23 protein-coding genes are annotated in these 20468 nt (G+C 28.5%); 14 read left to right on the top strand and 9 right to left on the bottom strand.

Annotated elements, in window-relative coordinates:
• Positions 1–36: 36 nt before the first annotated feature.
• Both KO488_RS05150 and KO488_RS05155 read right to left on the bottom strand, forming a co-directional pair.
• A complete protein-coding gene (locus KO488_RS05150; protein ID WP_228319018.1) occupies positions 37–1053 on the bottom strand; it encodes a type IV pili methyl-accepting chemotaxis transducer N-terminal domain-containing protein in 1017 nt (338 codons plus the stop codon).
• The gene (locus tag KO488_RS05155; RefSeq protein WP_216057723.1) at positions 1050–1718 is read right to left on the bottom strand and encodes a Crp/Fnr family transcriptional regulator; all 669 of its coding nucleotides are present in this window, start codon (positions 1716–1718) and stop codon (positions 1050–1052) included. Before KO488_RS05155 ends, KO488_RS05150 begins: the two co-directional genes overlap by 4 nt.
• An 83-nt stretch (positions 1719–1801) precedes the next feature.
• On the opposite strand from KO488_RS05155, the gene KO488_RS05160 reads away from it, so the two are divergent.
• Together KO488_RS05160 and moaA are read left to right on the top strand one after the other, a co-directional pair.
• Entirely contained in the window at positions 1802–2719 is a 918-nt protein-coding gene (locus tag KO488_RS05160) for a glycosyl transferase (RefSeq protein WP_216057724.1), read from the top strand.
• Positions 2720–2778: 59 nt separating this feature from the next.
• Positions 2779–3750 carry a GTP 3',8-cyclase MoaA gene (gene moaA, locus KO488_RS05165; protein WP_216057725.1) on the top strand — a complete coding sequence of 324 codons (972 nt, stop codon included), beginning with the start codon at positions 2779–2781 and terminating at the stop codon, positions 3748–3750.
• Between the two features lie 16 nt (positions 3751–3766).
• Here moaA and KO488_RS05170 read toward each other — a convergent pair whose 3' ends face one another.
• Positions 3767–4411 (bottom strand): hypothetical protein, encoded by a 645-nt coding sequence (locus KO488_RS05170; protein WP_216057726.1) that lies wholly within the window; start codon positions 4409–4411, stop codon positions 3767–3769.
• A gap of 154 nt (positions 4412–4565) precedes the next feature.
• On the opposite strand from KO488_RS05170, the gene rpsO reads away from it, so the two are divergent.
• The 7 genes from rpsO (at position 4566) to KO488_RS05205 (ending at position 10114) form a co-directional block, all read left to right on the top strand.
• On the top strand, positions 4566–4838 hold the full coding sequence (gene rpsO, locus KO488_RS05175; RefSeq protein WP_216057727.1) for a 30S ribosomal protein S15: 273 nt from the start codon (positions 4566–4568) through the stop codon (positions 4836–4838).
• A 123-nt stretch (positions 4839–4961) separates the two neighbouring features.
• Positions 4962–5363 carry an Rrf2 family transcriptional regulator gene (locus tag KO488_RS05180; RefSeq protein WP_216057728.1) on the top strand — a complete coding sequence of 134 codons (402 nt, stop codon included), beginning with the start codon at positions 4962–4964 and terminating at the stop codon, positions 5361–5363.
• Entirely contained in the window at positions 5360–6418 is a 1059-nt protein-coding gene (locus tag KO488_RS05185) for a DHH family phosphoesterase (RefSeq protein WP_216057729.1), read from the top strand. Before KO488_RS05180 ends, KO488_RS05185 begins: the two co-directional genes overlap by 4 nt.
• 12 nt (positions 6419–6430) lie before the next feature.
• A complete protein-coding gene (locus KO488_RS05190) occupies positions 6431–7789 on the top strand; it encodes a phosphomannomutase/phosphoglucomutase (RefSeq protein WP_216057730.1) in 1359 nt (452 codons plus the stop codon).
• A 22-nt stretch (positions 7790–7811) separates the two neighbouring features.
• Positions 7812–8642 carry a UTP--glucose-1-phosphate uridylyltransferase GalU gene (gene galU, locus KO488_RS05195; RefSeq protein ID WP_216057731.1) on the top strand — a complete coding sequence of 277 codons (831 nt, stop codon included), beginning with the start codon at positions 7812–7814 and terminating at the stop codon, positions 8640–8642.
• Positions 8643–8657: 15 nt separating this feature from the next.
• Complete coding sequence (gene galE / locus KO488_RS05200; RefSeq protein WP_216057732.1) at positions 8658–9668, top strand: UDP-glucose 4-epimerase GalE; 1011 nt, start codon at positions 8658–8660, stop codon at positions 9666–9668.
• Between the two features lie 17 nt (positions 9669–9685).
• The gene (locus KO488_RS05205; protein WP_216057733.1) at positions 9686–10114 is read left to right on the top strand and encodes a CoA-binding protein; all 429 of its coding nucleotides are present in this window, start codon (positions 9686–9688) and stop codon (positions 10112–10114) included.
• 13 nt (positions 10115–10127) lie between these two features.
• On the opposite strand, the gene KO488_RS05210 is transcribed toward KO488_RS05205, so the two are convergent.
• Positions 10128–11423, bottom strand: a complete 1296-nt coding sequence (locus KO488_RS05210; RefSeq protein ID WP_216057734.1) for a sensor histidine kinase — start codon at positions 11421–11423, stop codon at positions 10128–10130.
• A 33-nt stretch (positions 11424–11456) separates the two neighbouring features.
• Entirely contained in the window at positions 11457–12167 is a 711-nt protein-coding gene (gene hsrA, locus KO488_RS05215; RefSeq protein ID WP_216057735.1) for a homeostatic response regulator transcription factor HsrA, read from the bottom strand.
• A gap of 166 nt (positions 12168–12333) precedes the next feature.
• Here hsrA and KO488_RS05220 point away from each other — a divergent pair, with 166 nt between their 5' ends.
• The 4 genes from KO488_RS05220 to KO488_RS05235 are packed head-to-tail and all read left to right on the top strand — an operon-like array spanning position 12334 to position 16285.
• Positions 12334–13143, top strand: coding sequence for a peptidylprolyl isomerase (locus KO488_RS05220; protein WP_216057736.1), 810 nt, complete (start codon positions 12334–12336; stop codon positions 13141–13143).
• 18 nt (positions 13144–13161) lie between these two features.
• On the top strand, positions 13162–14229 hold the full coding sequence (fbaA, locus tag KO488_RS05225; RefSeq protein ID WP_216057737.1) for a class II fructose-bisphosphate aldolase: 1068 nt from the start codon (positions 13162–13164) through the stop codon (positions 14227–14229).
• Between the two features lie 21 nt (positions 14230–14250).
• Positions 14251–14859 carry a M15 family metallopeptidase gene (locus tag KO488_RS05230; protein ID WP_216057738.1) on the top strand — a complete coding sequence of 203 codons (609 nt, stop codon included), beginning with the start codon at positions 14251–14253 and terminating at the stop codon, positions 14857–14859.
• Positions 14849–16285 carry a leucyl aminopeptidase gene (locus KO488_RS05235; RefSeq protein ID WP_216057739.1) on the top strand — a complete coding sequence of 479 codons (1437 nt, stop codon included), beginning with the start codon at positions 14849–14851 and terminating at the stop codon, positions 16283–16285. Before KO488_RS05230 ends, KO488_RS05235 begins: the two co-directional genes overlap by 11 nt.
• Before the next feature lie 53 nt (positions 16286–16338).
• On the opposite strand, the gene KO488_RS05240 is transcribed toward KO488_RS05235, so the two are convergent.
• From KO488_RS05240 to pedF, 4 genes are read right to left on the bottom strand one after another with little or no spacing between them, the layout of a single operon-like run.
• A complete protein-coding gene (locus KO488_RS05240) occupies positions 16339–17268 on the bottom strand; it encodes a quinoprotein relay system zinc metallohydrolase 1 (RefSeq protein ID WP_216057740.1) in 930 nt (309 codons plus the stop codon).
• Positions 17269–17277: 9 nt separating this feature from the next.
• Entirely contained in the window at positions 17278–18036 is a 759-nt protein-coding gene (locus tag KO488_RS05245) for a quinoprotein dehydrogenase-associated SoxYZ-like carrier (protein WP_216057741.1), read from the bottom strand.
• A 36-nt stretch (positions 18037–18072) separates the two neighbouring features.
• Positions 18073–18933 carry a substrate-binding periplasmic protein gene (locus tag KO488_RS05250; RefSeq protein ID WP_216057742.1) on the bottom strand — a complete coding sequence of 287 codons (861 nt, stop codon included), beginning with the start codon at positions 18931–18933 and terminating at the stop codon, positions 18073–18075.
• A 9-nt stretch (positions 18934–18942) separates the two neighbouring features.
• A complete protein-coding gene (gene pedF, locus KO488_RS05255; RefSeq protein ID WP_216057743.1) occupies positions 18943–19359 on the bottom strand; it encodes a cytochrome c-550 PedF in 417 nt (138 codons plus the stop codon).
• Positions 19360–19496: 137 nt separating this feature from the next.
• Here pedF and KO488_RS05260 point away from each other — a divergent pair, with 137 nt between their 5' ends.
• The gene (locus tag KO488_RS05260; RefSeq protein ID WP_216057744.1) at positions 19497–20465 is read left to right on the top strand and encodes an ABC transporter substrate-binding protein; all 969 of its coding nucleotides are present in this window, start codon (positions 19497–19499) and stop codon (positions 20463–20465) included.
• Positions 20466–20468 lie beyond the last annotated feature (3 nt).

Here is a 20468-nt window from a genome sequence, read left to right on the forward strand (position 1 = left end):
ATTTGAGTTAAATTAACAAATAGTTAATAGTTAAAACTATTTGTTATCTTCTATATGGCAACTTTTTAAAAGTTTATCTAATTCATTTTTTAGTAATTGTAGTTTTTTAGTTGTTTTTATTAGGTCTTCATTTGATTGAATGATTATATTTTCTGTTTTATCAAGTTTATTTGTGATTTGCTCTGAATATTTTAAATCATTTATTGTTTTATCGAACTCATAAGTGATTTCTTCAAGTTTTATTGAAGCATTTTTTGATTGCTCAATTGCTTTTGAAGAGTAATCCATTGCTGAGTTTATTTTACTAATAAAACAATTTATAGTATCACTTGCTTCAACTATCTCTTTTTCTGCTTCTATTTTGATAGGTTCTATATGATTATTATGTGAACTTTGGGCTAGTTTTTTTGTATATTCAAAGAATTTTCTTACATTATCTTCCATTGCTTTTAATTGCACAAAGCTATAAAACATAAGTGAGATGATTGTTAGACCAAAGATATATTGAAGATATCTAATATAATCAGCTTTTTGTTCACTATAAATTGTATACATAGAAACTAATTTATCAACTTCTTCTAATAATGTATTATTTGCAATATGAATATTATTAACAATATTTTTTAAAGCAGCTTCATCTTTAGAGTTCTTATGAATAATATTGCTTCTAAAGTTATTGATATTTGTATGAAAACTATTCCATAAAATATCAACTTTTGATATTTGCTTTGCAATTAAGTCAGTAGGAGCTTTTTGAATACCTATTAAACTATTTCCATCTTTTAAAGAGTTTAGATTATATATAAACTCAATAGTTGCAGAATCTAATTCATTTATAAGTGTATTGTCATTGTTTTGATATAAATAAAAGATATTTTTAGAGATTTTTTGTGTTAGCATTCTCTGTTTTCCTACAATATTTATCACAAGTGCATCTTTTTTATTTTTCTCATTTAAATAAATAGTACTTAGAATTATACATGTCATTAATACAATAAATAAAATACCTATTAGTTTTATTTTTCTACTTATAGTATTTGTTTCCATACTCATATTCCTACTCCTTTAAATGCATATTCTAAAGCATTCTTATCTTTAATTTTAACTTCACTATTCTCTATTTCTATGCTTTCATTTCTTGATAACTTTTTTAAAACTCTAGATAAGGTTTCAGGCTGGATATGAAGCATAAAAGATACTTCTTGACGTTTGAGTTTATTAAACATTTCTAGGTCGTTACTTAGCATAAAGGCAACTTTAGCAGTTGCATCAAATACTAATTCTCTATTTACAATACATTGTAATTGATGTGTTTTATCAAGTAATATTTCCATTAATTCAATAGTTAGAATATTTTTAGATAAAAATAACTCTTGGAATTTCTCAAAGTTTATTGATAAAACTACAGAATCTTCCACAAACTCAGCATTTGAAAAACAATAAATATCATTTTGTTTAATTGATGAAAGTTCAGAAATCATTGAATTTTTATGTATGTGATAAAGAAAAATTTCATTATCAAACTTATCTAGCTTGAAAATTTTAAGTAGTCCAGAAACCAAAAAAAGAAGGTTTTTGCTTGTATCACTTTCATAGTATAAAATAGTGTTTTTTTGGTATTTTGTTACTATAGAGATTGAAGCTATTTGTTGTTTTTGTTGTTTTGTTAATGTATTAAAGAAACTTATATTGTTTATTTTATTTAGAGGAGTCAACATAATCCTTAGGCATTGTTTTGTTTAAGCAATTCTATATTATCCTTGCGTAAAAGCATATTAAATATAGAAAAAGGTAATTAAGAATGAATTTTAAAAAATATATTAAAGCAGTAGGAACAGGTCCAAAAGGAAATAGAGAATTAGAAGGGAATGAAGTAATAGATGCTCTTACTTCTATTTTAGACAATACAGTAACACAAAGCCAGATTGGAGCTTTTTTAATTGGATGGAGAACGAAGCTTGAAACAAATGACGAATTAACAGCAGCGGTTAAAGCTTTAAAAAAGTACATAAGGCATAAAAAAGTTGAAAACTCATTAGAATTAGGGTATTCATTTGATGGAAGAACTAATAATCCATTTTTATTCCCATTATATGAAAATATTTTAAAAGAGTTTTTTGAAAAAAATAAAGATATAAAAGAATTAAACCTAGTAATTTCGGGAGATTTCTTACAACCTGCAAAAAATGGAATAACTTCAAAAGATATATTTAATTCGCTTGACTTGAAACAACATATATATTTCTTTGATAGGGTAGAATATCTTAAAGAATTAAGTGATCTTACTCTTTTAAGACATGAATTAGGATTAAGAACTGTATTTAATACAGTTGAAAAATTACTAAATCCAGGATTAAGTGAATATGGAGTTACAACGGCTTTCCATAAACCTTATGTAAAAAAATACTTGGCAATGTTTAAAGAATATTATAAAGAAGTACTTGTAGTGAAAGCTAGTGAAGGAAGTCCTGAAGTATTTAAAGATGGAAAATATTGGAGAGAAGTAAATGGAGAGATTGAAGAGGTAGCTTTCTGTCTTAAAGATTTTGGAATTTCATATGATAAAACTTATGAAAATATTACACTTGAAGAAGCTTTAAAGATTGTGAAAAATCCAGATGAAGAGATACTTAAACTTGCAAAATTTAATATTGCACTTTATTTAGTATTTGCACAAAGAGTAGATACATTAGAAGAGGCATGGGAAAGGTTAAATTAATTTGACCTTTTTAAGTTAGATTATATTATTCTTTTAGATTAAGAACAGAAGGAAAAATTATGTTAATAGACGGACATGGTAGAAAAGTAGATTATTTAAGAGTATCTGTAACAGAGAGATGTAATTTTAGATGCCAATACTGTATGCCGGAAAAACCCTTCTCATGGGTTCCAAAAGAGAACTTACTTTCATATGAAGATTTATTTAAATTTATAAAAGTAGCAATTGATGAGGGTATAAAAAAAGTAAGAATTACTGGTGGAGAACCACTTTTAAGAGAAAACTTAGATGGCTTTATAAAAATGATTTATGATTATAAAAATGATATTGATTTAGCTCTTACAACAAACGCATTTTTACTTCCAGGAGCTGCTCAAAAGCTAAAAGATGCTGGATTAAAAAGAATAAATATATCTTTAGACACTTTAAGACCTGATGTTGCAGCTAAGATTGCACAAAAAGATGTTTTAAAAACAGTATTCAAAGGTATTCAAGCAGCTGATGATGCTGGTTTAAAAATCAAGATTAATTGTGTTCCAATTAAAGGAATAAATGACCAAGAAATTGTTGAGGTTTTAGACTTCTGTAAAGAGCGAGGTTATACTATACGATTTATTGAATTTATGGAAAACAACCATGCAAAAGATGGCGCTAAAGGTATTACATCTGATGAAATGAAAGAGATAGTTTCAAGAAAATACAAAAACTTTGAAATGATTCCAAGAGATACAAGTTCTCCTGCCCAATATTATAGATTAGAGGATGGATATCAGTTTGGTATTATAGAACCACATAAAGATGATTTTTGTGCAGCATGTAATCGTATTAGATTAACAGCTGAAGGTAACTTAATCCCTTGTTTATATTTTGAAGAAGCTATGAGTATAAAAGATGCTGTTAGAAATAATAGAATTGATGAAGCTACTGCAATCTTGAAAAAAGTACTTGCAGATAAACCAGAAAAAAACAAATGGTCTACTGATGACAAAAGTGAAATTTCAACTAGAGCATTTTACGAAACTGGAGGATGATTTATAAAATAAGTATTTAACAATACTTATCTATAAAAGAAGGCATATTATTGTCTTCATCTCCATCTTTTTTATAGGCTTCAATACTTGATCTTAAAAGCATTTCTTGATGAGTTTGAGGTACAAGATTTAAGTCATTGTATCTATCTATTTCTCTACGTTTAAAATTGTTTTGTGTATTTATCTTGTTTATTCGTAAATCTTTTTTAAACTCTTTTAAAATCAAGTTTTTCTCTAATAAATAAGTAATGGCATAAATTTCATATCTATTAAGCCCTTTGTTTTCATCTTCATTGTTATTTGACTTCATCCAGTAAAGTGTTGTGATAATATCGTGTGCTACATGATTTATGATATTTAGATTTTTTGCATAATCTATGATTTTGTATTCATTTACATTTAACCATCGCTCTTTTAAATTTGTAGCCTTGTCATTAAAATTAGATTTATCATCCATTATTGTAAATAGATTTTCTATTCCAAAATTTTCTATTCTTCTTTGTAGATTTATGATGACACCATTCCATATAGCAAATAGCGAGTATGTGTATTTTTCAATATTAACTAATTCATTAGCTTCTTTAAAAGAGTAGATTTCTGATTCTTGTAAGTTAAAGTTTGTGTTATTTGGATTATTCAATAGTTCAGGTGCATTAAACATAAAAATCTCCTTTTCTTTGTATTAGATAAAACAGTATAACATATTATTGAAAATTTACATACTTCTTAAAGTGTTATTAATATTCTTTTGAATATAATTCGCGACACTTACAAAAATGATAAGTGAAATTACATATACCTATTAGGAGGTCAAGATGGCTTTAGATCAGGATTTAAAAGCAGAGATTGTTGCAAAATACGCAAAAAAAGATGGTGATACAGGTTCAGCACAAGTGCAAATTGCTTTATTAACTAAGCAAATTTCAGTATTAACTGAGCACTTAAAAGTTTTCAAACAAGATCACTCTTCAAGACGTGGACTATTAAGAATGGTTGGAAAAAGAAAAAGATTATTAAAATATTTAAGAAGAACTGATTTTGCAGGATTCACTGAATTAGTTGCTTCATTAGGAATTAGAGCTAAATAATTTTAGTTTTTATTCTACAAAAAAAGGCTTGCAGTTTTACTGTAAGCCTTTTTTTTTACTTAAAAATTAAATCTTAATAATGTTTCTTGTAAAATACAATCAATAAAATATGTTAGGATATAAATGTTATTAACAAAAAAGAGTGAATATGCACTTCTTTCTTTGATTTCAATTGCACGAAGCACTGAACCAAAGAATGTCGATGAATTATCAAAAGAATTAAATATATCAAAATCATTTTTAGCAAAAATTATGCAAAACCTAGCAAAGAAGCAAATAGTAGTATCTCATAGAGGTGTAAACGGTGGCTTTGCACTAAAAAAATCATATGATCAAATTACAATATTAGAGATTACTACAGCAGCAGAAGAAAAAACACCTTCAGTTTTTGAGTGTTCACCTTCTGTGAATGATTGTCCAAGTCAAGTAGGAATGCTATGTACTATTTGGCCTTTACTAAATAACTTACAATCAAAAATTAATGGATTTTTAGAGGATTTAACACTAAAAGATATTGCTTCATGATGCTTTTTCATATTTCTCATACGGATTTAGATGGATATGGATGTCAGTTACTTACAAAACAGATGCTTTTAAATGGACAGTTTAAAAAAGGTTTTTTTTATAATGCAAATTATGGAAATGAAGTAAAATTAACTATCAAAAAGGTTTTAGCACAAATCGAAGAGTATAAAGATGAAGAAATTTTCTTTTTAATCTCTGATTTAAACCTAACACCACAAGAGTCAAAAGATTTAGATAGAAATATAAATATCTTAAATGATAATGGCTTTAATATCAAACTTCAAGTTCTAGATCATCATGCAACAGGACAGAAAAGTGCTGATATATATGATTGGTATTTTTTAGATATTTCAAGGTGTGCTACTAAAATAGTTTATGATTATATGTGTACAGAGTTTGACTCTTTTAAAGAAGAAAAAATTTGGTTAGCTCCTTTGGTTGATGCTATAAATGCAGTTGATATTTGGCTAGATTATGAAAAAGAAAACTTTGAGTTTGGAAAAGTTTTATTAATGATGGTTTCAAAAGCAAGAGAAGTAAACAATATACTTTTCTCTGATTTAAATAGAGAGTATAGAATTCACTTATTAAAAGAATCATGCAAATATTTAAATCAAAAAGATGGAAATATATTATTAGATAATAACTTACATAATATGAAAAAAGAGTTTTTAAAACTAGATGAAAAAGATGATACTTTAGATAACTTATCTGCAAAGTATTTAGTGAAATCACTAGCAGATGTAAAAGAAAAACTTACTGTTACATACAAAGGTCACAAAGGACTTTTAACATACTGTTTAGGTTCTATCTCAATACCTGCAAATGCTTTCTTAAAAGCAAATTCTGATTTTGACTTTTTTATAGATGTTGGAAGAAAAGGAAACTCAAGCTTTAGGGCAGATGGCAAAGTTGATGTATCTTTAATGGCTGAAAAACTAGCAAAAGGTGGAGGACATGTAAATGCCTCTGGCGCAAAGTTTAATGATTTTAAAGAAACAATCAATTATGAAGATGTAAGAGTATACATGCAAGGAAAACTAGACAAAATCTAAAAAGGAAGAGAAGTGCCAAAAACAATATTTAGAGAATATGATATCAGAGGTATTTACCAAAAAGAGCTAAACGAAACAACAGTTAAAAAAATAGCATACTATTTTGCAAAAGAAGTATTAAAAGCAGTACCTAGTGCTAAATACATCTCAGTAGGATATGATGCAAGAACTCACTCAGAACAACTATGCGAATGGCTAATAAGTGGTATAAATAAAGCAGGTTTAGAAGTACTTACTATGGGTATGGTTGCAACTCCTGTAAACTACTTTTCAAACTTTGCAGAGTTTGAAGGCAAAACTACATCAGCATCTATAATGATTACAGGATCACATAATCCACCTGAATACAATGGTTTTAAAATCACAATAGACAAGCAACCATTTTTTGGAGATGATATCTATGCTCTAGGTGATATAGTAGTAAATAGTGATATAAATATAGAAGACAATACAACATCAATTGATATAAATGCAAAAGAACAATATATAAACTATATGATAGAAAACTTCTCACACTTAAAATTAGAAGATAAAAAGTTTGTATTTGATTGTGGGAATGGAGCAGCAGGCTCTGTAATAAGAGATATTTTAGATGGTTTAAATATAAATCATAACTTGATGTATGAAACTCCAGATGGAACTTTCCCAAATCATCATCCAGATCCAAGTGATGAACATAATTTAGTAGATATAAAAAAAGAACTCTCTTCAAATAATTACGCTTTAGGATTTGCCTATGATGGAGATGCAGATAGAATAGCAGTATTATCACCTAAGTATAACTTCAAAGGTGATGTTTTAGCTATATTTTTCTCACGATTTATAGAAAATCCCACAGTAATAGGCGAAGTGAAATGTTCACAAATTATGTATGATACTATTAACTCATATGGTACTGCTATCATGTATAAAACAGGTCACTCAAACCTAAAAGTAAAAATCAAAGAAACAAATGCATCTTTTGCCGCAGAAGTATCAGGTCATCTGTTTTTTAATGACAGATACTTTGGATATGACGATGCTATATATGCAACACTTCGAGCGCTTGAACTTCTAGATAATGGCTTTGATTATGATAAAGAATATGAAAAATTACCACAACTGTTTTCAACAGATGAAATAAATATAAATACAACAGAAGAGTTAAAGTTTAAAACAATTGATGATTTAAAAGAAAATTTAGCGAATCCTCCAAAAGATTTTCCTATAATAAAAGAAATTATTAATGTAGATGGAGTAAGAGTAGTATTTGAAAATGGTTGGGGCTTAGTACGAGCGTCTAATACAACACCAAAACTTGTGACTAGATTCGAAGCTAATACCAAAGAAAATGCTTTACTTTATCAAGAAAAATTATTAGAATTAATCTAATTTAAAAGAAGGAAATTTATATATGATCAAAAGATGTTTATTTCCTGCTGCTGGTTATGGTACAAGATTTTTACCAGCAACTAAAGCTACTCCAAAAGAGATGTTACCAGTTCTAACTAAACCACTTATTCAGTATGGTGTAGAAGAGGCACTAGAAGCAGGTATTGATACTATGGCAATAGTAACAGGACGAGGGAAAAGAGCAATTGAAGATCATTTTGATGTTTCGTATGAATTAGAACACCAAATAAAAGGTACAGAAAAAGAGCACTATTTAACAGAGATAAGAGATGTTATCACAAAGTGTACTTTTTCATATACAAGACAAATAGAGATGAAAGGTCTAGGTCATGCAATTCTTACAGGTGAAACACTAATAGGACCTGAACCTTTTGCAGTAATTCTAGCAGATGACTTATGTGATAATACTAGTGAAGCTAATGGTGTACTATCTCAAATGACAAAACTATATAAAAAGTACAAATGCTCAATAGTAGCTATAGAAGAAGTGCCAAAAGATGAAACAAACAAATATGGGGTAATATCAGGTGAGCAAATAGAAGAGGGAATCTATCAAGTAGATGATATGGTAGAAAAACCAGATCCAAAAGATGCACCCTCAAACCTAGCAATCATAGGAAGATATATTCTAACACCTGATATCTTTGATATCATAAGAGATACAAAACCAGGAAAAGGTGGAGAGATACAAATCACTGATGCCTTATTATTACAAGCAAAACAAGGAAAAGTAATAGCATATAAGTTCAAAGGTGAAAGGTTTGATTGTGGAAGTATAGATGGCTTTGTAAAAGCTACAAACTATTTCTATAAAAAGCAAAAGACTAAGTAGAAAAAGGAAAATAAATTGAAAGTATTAGTAACAGGTGGAGCAGGATATATCGGATCGCATACTTGTATAGCTTTGCATGAAGCTGGATTTGATTTCGTAGTTTTTGATAATCTTTGCAATTCTTCAAAAAAGAGTTTAGAAGCAGTGGAAAAAATCATAGGAAAATCTATAGATTTTGTACAAGGTGATATAAGAGATGAAAAAGCTTTAAGTGATGTCTTTGAAAAGTATGATATTGATTCTGTAATTCACTTTGCAGGCTTAAAAGCTGTCGGTGAATCTGTATCTAATCCTTTGGACTATTATGATAACAATATCAATGGTACAATAGTTTTATGTAATGTTATGAAAAAATATGGATGCAAAAAGATAGTATTTTCTTCCTCTGCGACTGTCTATGGTGATCCTCATACTACCCCTATACATGAAAACTTTCCTTTATCAGCTACAAATCCTTATGGTAGAACAAAACTCTTTATAGAAGAGATTCTAAGAGATGTATATATATCAGATGAAAGCTTCAAAATAGTACTTTTAAGATACTTCAATCCTGTAGGTGCTCATCAAAGTGGAACTATAGGGGAAGACCCAAATGGTATTCCAAATAATCTTATGCCTTTTATCTCTCAAACGGCAGTAGGAAAAAGAGAATATCTTAGTGTCTTTGGTGGAGATTATGATACTCATGATGGTACAGGAGTAAGAGATTATATTCATGTTGTTGATTTAAGCTTAGGACATGTAAAAGCATTACAAAAAATAGATAGTATTGATACTGTGCTTACAGTAAATCTAGGGACTGGAAATGGCTATAGTGTTTTAGATATGGTAAAAGCTTTTGAAAAAGCTAGTGGAAAGAAAGTAGCTTATAAAATAGTGGATAGAAGACCAGGAGATATTGCAAAGTGTTTTGCGGATCCAAGCTATGCCAAAGAGGTTTTAGGCTGGGAAGCTAGTCGTGGAATTAAGCAGATGTGTGAAGATAGCTGGCGATGGCAATCAAATAATCCAGATGGATTCAAATAAATAAAAAGGATAAATAAATGAATTGTGAATTCCCAAGTGTTAATTCAAATGATAAAGAAATTATAGAAATATTTAAAAATACAAAAACAATAGCAATAGCAGGTCTTTCACCCAATGAAGATAAAGCTTCAAATATGGTTGCAAGATATTTACAAAATGCTGGCTTTAAAGTTGTTCCAATTTACCCAAAAGAAGATACAATTTTAGGTGAAAAAGTTTATAGAAGTTTAGACGAGGTTCCTTTTAAGATTGATATGGTTGATATTTTTAGAAAACCAAATGCAATAGCAGAAGTAGTTGATGCATGTATAACAAGAGGTGATATTGATACTGTATGGACTCAATTAGGTTTAGTAAACAATGAAGCTGCAAAAAAAGCTAGTGATGCTGGTATGAAAGTAGTTCAAAATAAGTGTACAAAGATAGAACACGCTAATTTTTTCTAAAAGTTTAGCTTTTTTAAGACTTCTTTACATCTGATGTGTTGTTGATAACAAGTTTAGCAACACATCCTGTTTTTCCATCTTTTCTATTTTTTAGTGATATTCTTGCTCTCAAAGCATCAGCTGCATTTTTTGCTAGAAACAATCCTAATCCTACACCACTTTGATTTCCATATCTTTTAAATGGAGCAAAGACATCAATCTTTTCATCAATTCCTGAGCCTTCATCTGTAACTGTGATAACTATTTTTGCTTTTGTCTTTTTTAGTCTTATTGCAATTGATTTATTATCAGGTGTAAACTTAATAGCATTTTGTACGAAGTTTTGAACTATTTGATTGAAAAGTGTTACTTGAAGTGATGTTCTTAGCATATTTACATTTGAGAAAAAAGTGATAATTATATTTTTTTGAGCACTTAGCATTCTATAGTCATTGGATTTCTTTTTCATATACTCAACTAAATCTATATCGCTAGTTTGTTCAAACTGTGCACCTTCAGCACGTCCTATATCTAAGATTGAGCTAATCATTATATTCATATCATCTATTTGTTTTACAGTTAGTTTTAGTGTTTCTTCATAGGCTTCTATTTCTCTTTTTTTACGTAATGTCACTTCATTTTTTAGTTTCATTACTGCAAGTGGAGTTTTTAGCTCATGAGCAGCACCTATAAATAACTCTTTTTTAAACTTTACATAGGTTTCAATTCTATTTGTTAAAGAGTTAATAGAATCAGATAATGAGTGAAACTCAATAGGTAAATCTTTTTTATCAATCTTTGTTAAAGAGTTTTCATCCATATTCGATAGTTTTTTATTAATCTGAATAATAGGTTTAAGTAAAGACTTTGAAACAGCTAATGAATATAAAAGCATCAGGATAAATCCAGGAATTGCTAAAATAAAAAGGTTTTTGAAAATCACAGAATATAATAAATCTCTTTCAAAATTGATATTTTTTATTATACGTATGTATTGATTTTTCTTTATATTAATAGGATAGATTAGTTTTATATAATAATTGTCATTTTTATCATATGTATAAAATTGGTGTTTAACTAACTTCACGTTATTGATAAGATCAATAGTAACATTATTAGCTTGTATTGGTTTAAAATTGTTTTTTGTTAGTTCTTTATTTAAAGATAAGGCGTAGATTTTTTTTGCATCTTGTAACATGATTTTCTGAATATCTTCATAAACAGTAGTTCTTGTGTATTCATAAAAAATAAAAGATAGGGCTATTATAAAAAGCGAAGTAGCAATGATTAGTTTTGTATAAAACTGTTTATATATACTCTTCGCTTCCATTTTTTTAATCTATTTTAAACTAGTTAAAATTTATTATGCTTGTGCTGCTTTAGCTTTAGCTGATTTTTCTTCTTCTGTTAAGTTAGGGTAACAAAATCTGTAACCTCTTCTTCTTATTGTCTCAATAGTAGAAATATTTAATGGTTTATCCATTTTTTGTCTAATTTGATTAATTGCTACTTCAATAACATTTGGAGTAACTAATTCTGGTTCTTCCCAAATTGCGTCTAATAATTGTTCTTTTGAAACAATTTGATCTCTATGTCTTGCTAAGTGAGTTAAAACTTCAAAAGGTTTACCTTTTAATTCAATCTCATTTCCAGCATATTCTATTTTTTCTTCATCTGGATTGATGATTAAGTCATCAATTTCAATTACATTAGTTCCACCAAATCTTAATCTAGCTTCAATTCTTGCAAGTAAAATATCAAAATCAAATGGTTTTTTGATGTAGTCATCAGCCCCTGATTTTAATGCTTCAATTTCAGATTCTTTATCATCTCTTGCAGAAATAATAACTACAGCTGTTCTTGAGCTTCTATTTTTTACTAATTTACATAATTCAATTCCATCACCATCTGGTAACATCCAGTCTGTTAAAACTAAGTCGTAGTTTCTAATATCTATAAAATATTCAGCATCTTTATAATTCTCTGCAGCATCAACTTGGTAACCAAAGTCAGCTAAGCCTTCTTGCAGTGTTCTATTTAAAGTTATTTCATCTTCTATAATCAATATTCTCATAAGTTGTATCCTTTAAATTTAAGTTAAGTTTAAATTTTGTCGGAATTGTACCATAATTTATGGAATAATTAAAGCTATTTTAAGGTAAATTTTAAAATTTCTTTAAGTTAACCTTTTATTAACTTAGAATTGATAAAATAACGCAAACAATCTTTTAAGGAAAAATATGAAAAAAATAATTTCAAGTTTAGTAGCAACTCTAGCAATAACGTCTGTATCGTTAAATGCGGCTGATTATTATGCATCAGTAGATGGGGATAAAATCACAAAAGCAGATGTTGCTTTGGTATTGCAAGATCCAAGAATTGATTTTGCTAAATTACCAAAAAACGCACAAAGTCAAGTTTTAGAGCAAATTATAAACAAAAAGCTTTTAGCAAAACAAGCTATGAAAGATGGAATTGAAAATGACTCTTCATATAAAGATGCATTAAAGAAAATGAAACAAGATTTAGCATTCCAAGTATGGCAAAAAAATGAAATTGAAAAAGTTAAACCATCTGAAAGTGAAATGAAAAAGTTTTATGATGAAAACAAAGCAAAATTTATAGTTCCACCAACACTAAAAGCTAGTCATATTTTACTTAAAGAAGAAGCAGAAGCTAAAAGTATTATCAAGCAAATAAACAAAGCTTCAAATAAAAAAGCAAAATTCGAAGCTTTAGCAAAAACTAAATCAATTGGACCTACTGGAAAAAATGGTGGTAGTTTAGGTGAATTCCCAGCAAATCAAATGGTTCCAGAATTCTCAACAGCTGCACAAAATATGACTCCAGGTTCATATTCTAAGACTCCTGTAAAAACACAATTTGGTTACCATGTAATTTATTTAGATTCTAAAAAAGCTGGTAAATCATTATCTTTTAATGAAGTTAAAGGTAATATTTCACAAATGTTAATAGGAAACGCTTATAATAAAAAAGTAAAAGAAGTTTCTGATAAGTTAAGAAAAACAGCAAAAATCGTAATTAAATAAATTTTCAAGGAGACTAGTTTGGGTGTATTAGAAGTAGTAAAAGCAGGAGTTTTAACAGGAAGTGAAGCAAAGAAATTATTTGCATATGCAAAAAAGAACAAGTTTGCAATTCCAGCAGTAAATGTTGTGGGAACTGATTCAGTAAACGCAGTATTAGAAGCAGCGGCAAAAGTTAATTCTCCAATTATTATTCAGTTCTCAAATGGTGGAGCAGGTTACTATGCAGGAAAAGGTTTAAAAACAGAAAATGCAGCAGTTTTAGGCGGAATAAGTGGAGCTAATCATGTTCATACAATGGCTGAAGCTTATGGTATTCCTGTTATTTTACATACAGACCATGCAGCAAGAAAGTTATTGCCTTGGATTGATGGTTTATTAGATGCTGGAAAAGAACACTTTAAAAAAACAGGTCGCCCTTTATACACATCTCATATGTTAGATTTAAGTGAAGAGCCATTAGAAGAAAATATTGGAACATGTGTAGAGTATTTCAAAAAAATGAAAGAACTTGATATGATGATTGAAATCGAACTTGGAATTACAGGTGGAGAAGAAGATGGTATTGACAACTCTGAAGTTGATAATGCACTTTTATATACTCAACCTGAAGAAGTTTCATATGCATATGAAGAGTTAAGTAAAGTTAGTCCAAACTTTACAATTGCAGCTTCTTTTGGAAATGTTCATGGTGTTTATAAACCAGGAAATGTTCAACTAAGTCCAAAAATTTTAGATAATTCACAAAAATATATTCAAGATAAACACTCTACTGAACTTGAGCCTGTTGATTTTGTATTCCATGGTGGTTCAGGTTCTGAACTTTTAGAGATTAGAGAAGCTATTGATTATGGTGTTATCAAGATGAATATTGACACAGATACTCAATGGGCAACTTGGGATGGTGTAAGAAATTATGTTGAAAAAAATCATGCTTACTTACAAGGACAAATCGGAAATCCAGAATGTCCTGACAAACCAAATAAATCTTACTATGATCCTAGAAAATGGTTAAGAGCTTCACAAGAATCAATGATTGCAAGACTTGAAATTGCTTTCTCTGATTTATGTGCCATCAATAAAAACTAATAAAATAAGAAGTTTATAAATATGTTAAAATATATAGTTTTAATCATATTTATATTTCTTTCTTTTTCTTCTGCAAAACAAAACTCTACAAAAAATAATTGTCCAGTACACTTAAAAGATTTAAAGCTTTTAAGCATTAAATATTTAGGATATGATGGAAGTGATAAGTTGGGAGAACTACTAGTTCATAAAGATGTTTCTTCTGATGTTGTAAAAATATTTGATGAATTATATGAAATTAAATACCCAATAAATAAAATGAACTTAATTTCTAAATATAATGGAGATGATTGGCTTTCAATTGAAGATAATAATACTTCAGCTTTTAACTGCCGTTTTATTGAAGGTACAAATAAATGGTCAAATCACGCTTATGGAAAAGCAATAGATATAAATCCAATTGAAAATCCATATCTATCAAAAAAAGGTCATATCTTTCATAAAGAGTCTTTAAAATATAAAATAAGAGAACATAAAAGTAATACTTTAAAAGATAGAGCTATTTTGTTAAAAGAAGACAAAGCAGTGAAAATATTTGAAAAGTATGGATGGAAATGGGGTGGTGATTGGATTACAATAAAAGATTATCAACACTTTGAATATAAAAAAAGGAAAATAAATGAATATTAAATTATCAAAAAAAGATTTAAAAAAGATTGATTCGGATATAGAATTAATTGTAGTAAAAGATTTAGAAAAATTAGAAAAAGCTAAGCAAAAGCTTTTAAAAAAAATATCATTTGATTTAAAATCATTTGATACATATTTTGATGCAAATGAAAACATATTTTATGTTTCAAGCCCAAAACTAAAAAAAGAAGATTTAAAACTTTGTTTCTCAAGTGCTATTAGAAATATAAAGAAACTAAATATCAAAAGTGTAAAGTTTGATTTACTTCAAAATGACAAAGAGTTAAATCTTAGCGAAATAGTAGAAGGTATTGTTTTAGGAGCTTATGAATTTACAAAATACAAATCAACAAAAAAGAAAAATAAAAAGATTAGTATTACAATTTCTACACTAAACTCTAAAAAAGATGAAGAAACTTTAGAAAAAGAGCTAGCAAACAGCTTAGCAATTACATCTAGTGTAAATATGGTAAGAAGTATTATCAATACTCCTCCAGAAGATTATTTCCCAGCTACAATGGCAAATGACGCTAAAAATATTGCAAGCGAAAATAACTTACAATGTATTATTCATGGGGAAGAGTACCTAATAGAAAACGGAATGAACGCAATGTTTAACGTAGGACGTGCTTCAAGACACGAATCACAGCTTATACATCTATCATATAAGCCAAAAGAACCAAAAGGTAAGATTGTCCTAGTTGGAAAAGGTTTGACGTATGACAGTGGTGGATTAAGCTTAAAAGTTGGTGGTAGTATGGTTTCTATGAAATGTGACAAAGGTGGAGGAAGTGCTGTATTAGGAATTATGAATACTTTAAAAGCACTTTCTTGCGAATATGAAGTTCATGGAATTATAGGTGCAGTTGAAAATATGATAGGTGGAGATGCTTATAAACCAGATGATGTACTAAAAGCAAAAAATGGTAAAACTATCGAGGTTAGAAATACAGATGCAGAAGGACGACTTGTTCTTGCCGATTGTTTATGTTATGCACAAGATGAGATTGAAGATATTGATTATATCTTTGATTATGCAACTTTGACAGGAGCTTGTATAGTTGCTCTTGGAAATGAAACAATTGGAACAATGGGACATAGTAATAAACTAAAAGCAAAAATGCAAAAAGCAGCAGACTCATCAGGTGAATTAATAGGAATATTGCCATTTAATAGATACTTACCAAAACAGTTAAAAAGCGGAATTGCAGATATAGTAAACTCAACAGCATCAAGAGCAGCTGGATCTATTACAGCTGGATTATTTTTAGATAACTTTGTAAAAAAAGAAAATAAGAAAAAATGGTTACACTTAGATATAGCAGGTGCTGCTTATAGTGAATCACCATGGGGATATCATTCATTTGGTGGAACAGGTGCTGGAATTAGATTGACTTTAGATTTTATTAAAAACTTAAAAAAATAGTAGTTTAATAAATAGTAGGAAATCCTACTATTTATTTCAGATAATCTTACGCTTTATTTCATCAAAGCATTTTCATATTTTGGATAAAGATTAATAACAGATCTCTCAAACTCATCTTCAATCATTGCAAGATTTGCAAACTCAACTGGTTTAGGAAGTTGTAGTATTTCATATACACTTAGTCCTTGTTCTGCTGAATCTTTTAAAGTCTTATCTAAATAGATAAGATATCTTTTCATTTGATCAATTGATTCTCTTCCTGTAGATATTGGACCATGTCCTGGAACTAAGACTTTAAAATCAACTTTTCGTAAATCTTCTAAAGCTTTTATCCAGTTTTCAATATTTGCATGAGGAGTTGCGGCAACTCTATTGTAAAAGATTAAATCAGATGCAAATAAAGTTTTCGTATATTCATCATAAAGAGCTATATCAGAACTTGTATGTCCCTCTAGATAAATCACTTTTAATTTATGTTTCCCAAGATTAATATATTTATCTTTTAACTCATCTAACTCTTTTGTTGGAGCTTTGAGTTTTGTATCTTGCATCCATTTATAAGTTAGATTGAAAAGATTTCCTATATATAAATCTCCATTATCAACAATGTCTTTTTTTGTGTATTTTGTAGCTAAAATTTCAGAGTCTTTAAAAGCAGAGTTACCTAAAAAATGATCAGGATGATGATGTGTATTTATTACAGTTACAATTGGTTTAGATGTAATTGTTCTAATTGATTTAAGCATTTGTTCTCCATACTTAGAAGAAGAACCTGTATCTATAACTATCACACCATCTTGTGTAACAATAAAAGCACTATTTGAAATATCACCACCATTTTTTACATTGAAGAACTCTTTTTTTCCAATAAATACATAAGTGTTTTCTGCAATTTTTTCTGGTTTTAAATTATAGTTATAATCATTTGCAAATAAAACTGTAGAAAACAAACTCAAAAATAATAGTTGATTAAAAAATTTCATCCGATACTCCTATATTTTTGTTTTTACTTCAAATTTATTACCATCCGTATCCGTAATAAATAGTTTATAAGCACCAAGACCTGCTTTTGTTTCAAGAGTAATTCTTGGATTTTCACTAACAGAACCATACAAATCAATTTTTCCAATAGTTTGTGAGTCAATTTTTATATCAACTTCTGATATATAAAAAGATGGATTTCCTACAAAAAGTCCTGTTTCCATTGGATGGAAAATTGACCATTTGATTCTATAGGTATTATCTTTTTTCCAAACTTTACTTTTTGTTTTTCCTAGCAAGTCTTCAAAACTCTCCATTTGGCTAGCTTCAGATGCAACGGAACATCCTCCACCAAAACTATTTATATTAGCACTTCCTATATGCCATAAACCATCTTCATCTAAAACAGCAGCTCTAAGTGGTGTACCTTGTGCTACTTTGATATTTAAAGATAAAATAGCTTTCATCTGACCCAAGTGATAATCTGCAACTTTAACAATAGCATTTATATCTGCAAAGACTAAAAGTCTTGTTGCTTTTTTGATTTTTGTAGCGTCAATAAATATAGGAACTTGAAGTGGATTATCAGCAAATGAGGGAACATTAATTTTGATATTTTTATCATCGAAGATGTATTTATCATCTCCAATCATTTGTTTTATTGTTTCATTCCAAAAGGATGAATTTAGAGGATCTTTAGCGAAGCTTACTTGATTTATTATTAATAGTAAAAAGAATATTTTTACTATGTTTTTAATACTTTTTTTCATAGCTTACCTTTTAAAGTTTAAGTTTTCATTTTCATCTTATTGTAAAGCAAGTGGAAGTTCATAATTAACATTGTATTTTTTAAATATTTCTTTTAGTATACCTTTTTGAATATATTCTTCAATATAACCTTCAATCTCATATCCTAAAGGTCTAAAATCAGTTCGTACAGCGATTCCTAAATCCCACTTAGATTTTACGTAATCTATTTTTTTTGTCATAAAGTACTTGTCTTTATTTTCATTATAATTTAAAGCAAACTCTAATTGTGATTTCAATCCTGCAACTGCTTGAATTTTTCCACTTTTTAAATCTTCTATTGCTGTAAGAATTGAAGGATAGTGAATAACATTAGATCTTAATTTTCCCATAAAAGATGAAGTTAAATGTGCATCGGGAAGAGTGTCTAACTCAACACCAATTTTATTGTACATAAAAACACCAAGAGTATTAATTTCAGGGATCTTTTCTCTATTTGTTGCTATTACCCAACTTTCAGCATGATAAGGAGCTTTCATAACAACAAGTTCATTACTAAGCTCTCCCGTACTTTTATCTTTTTCTCTAATAAATTCATAATCATATGGTATACGAAGCATTACATCCGCTTTTGTTTTGTGGATTAAATGCCCCTTCCAGATTACATTTCTTAAGTCATCATCTAATGTTTCATCAGAACCTGTCCAATACCAAGTAGGTTTTACACCCATTGATTTTGCTATTTCTTTTCCTAGATCAATATCAATTCCTTTAGCAATTCCATCTTCAATATATGAATAAGGAGGGAAATTCTCATATATAGCAATGATGATATCACCAGATTCTTTGATTTCTTCTACAGACCTAGCATTTAGGTTTGATATTATTAAAATGATTAGAAATGTAATCTTGTATAACATATGTTTATCCTATAAATCGTCTGTCGGTAAAGTTTCTAGCCATGATCTAATTGACCAAATTGCTTCAGGTGATAATACATCACCAAATGGAGGCATATAAACATTTCCATTTCTAACAGCACCTTCTTTTACTTTTGTAATAAAATATTCATCAATATCATCATCAGCTGCATCTAAAGCTCTTAAATCCGGAGCAACTCCACCAGACACTGCACCTAACCCATGACATCTTGCACAGTTAGTATTATATGCACCTTTACCTATTTCAATCGCAATTTCATTACCTCTCAAAGGGTTAACAACTACATCATCTGCAATTTTTTCTAAACCTTTTGTTTCAACAGAATGTGGAACTACATCCCCATGACCAAATGCTAATGTAGATGTTGCTAATACTACAAGTGCAATTTTCTTTATATTTTTCATTTTCGTCCTTTTTCGTTTCGATATTGGAAGTATATATTTATTTTATAGCTTGATTATAGCGCTTTTTTAGAAATTTTACTTGCTATAGTCAAGCTATAATTTTCTAATACAATTGTGAAACTATTCAAGGAGTAATTGTGAGATTAAAAATACTTATATTTATGTTTATAAGCTTATTAAATTTAAATGCAAATGAAAAGATAAAAGTTGGTGTATTAGCTTTTGGAACTGTAAATTGGGAATTAGATGTTTTAAAACACAATAAACTTGATAAAAAATATGGAATAGACGTAGAAGTTGTTAAATTAGCTTCAAAAAATGCAGTATCAATTGCCTTACAATCTAATAGTGTAGATGTTATCGTAAATGACTGGGTTTGGGTAAATAGACAAAAGTCAAGTGGAAAGAATATCGCATTTTATCCTTATTCTAAAGCTGTTGGGGCTTTATATGTAAATGATGAAAAAATAAAATCACTTGAAGATTTATCAGAAAAAAGATTAGGAATAGCAGGTGGAAATGTTGATAAAACATGGCTATTATTTAGAGCTTATTATAAGAATAAATATAATAAAGATTTAAAAGATATAGTAACTCCTGTCTTTGCAGCACCTCCAATTTTATATAAAAAAATGCTTGATAAATCATTAAATGCTACAATTAATTTTTGGCATTTTAATGCAAAATTAGACTCAAAAGGATTTAAAAGATTGTTAGGAGTTAAGGAGATTTTAGAAGAATTAAATATAAGTAGTAATATTCCTCTTATTGGTTGGACTTTTAGTAAAGATTTTGCAAATAATAATACAAAAGCAATAAATAGTTTTTTACAAGCCTCTTATGAAACAAAAAAATTATTAAGTACTTCACCTTCCCAATGGAATAGAATTAAACCCTTAATGAAAGTAAAAAATGAAGAGATGTTTAAAGCTTTAAAAAATGGTTATATAAATGGTATAGTAAAAAACTTCTCTACAATACATATTGAAAATTCTAAAAAAGTATTTGATATTTTATATAAAGAAGGTGGAAAAAAACTAGTAGGAAATAGTACTTCTTTAAATACTGAAATATTCTGGAATTTTAATCCAGATATTAATTGGTAAAAG

The organism is Poseidonibacter lekithochrous (assembly GCF_018861145.1).
Lineage (GTDB): Bacteria > Campylobacterota > Campylobacteria > Campylobacterales > Arcobacteraceae > Poseidonibacter > Poseidonibacter lekithochrous_A.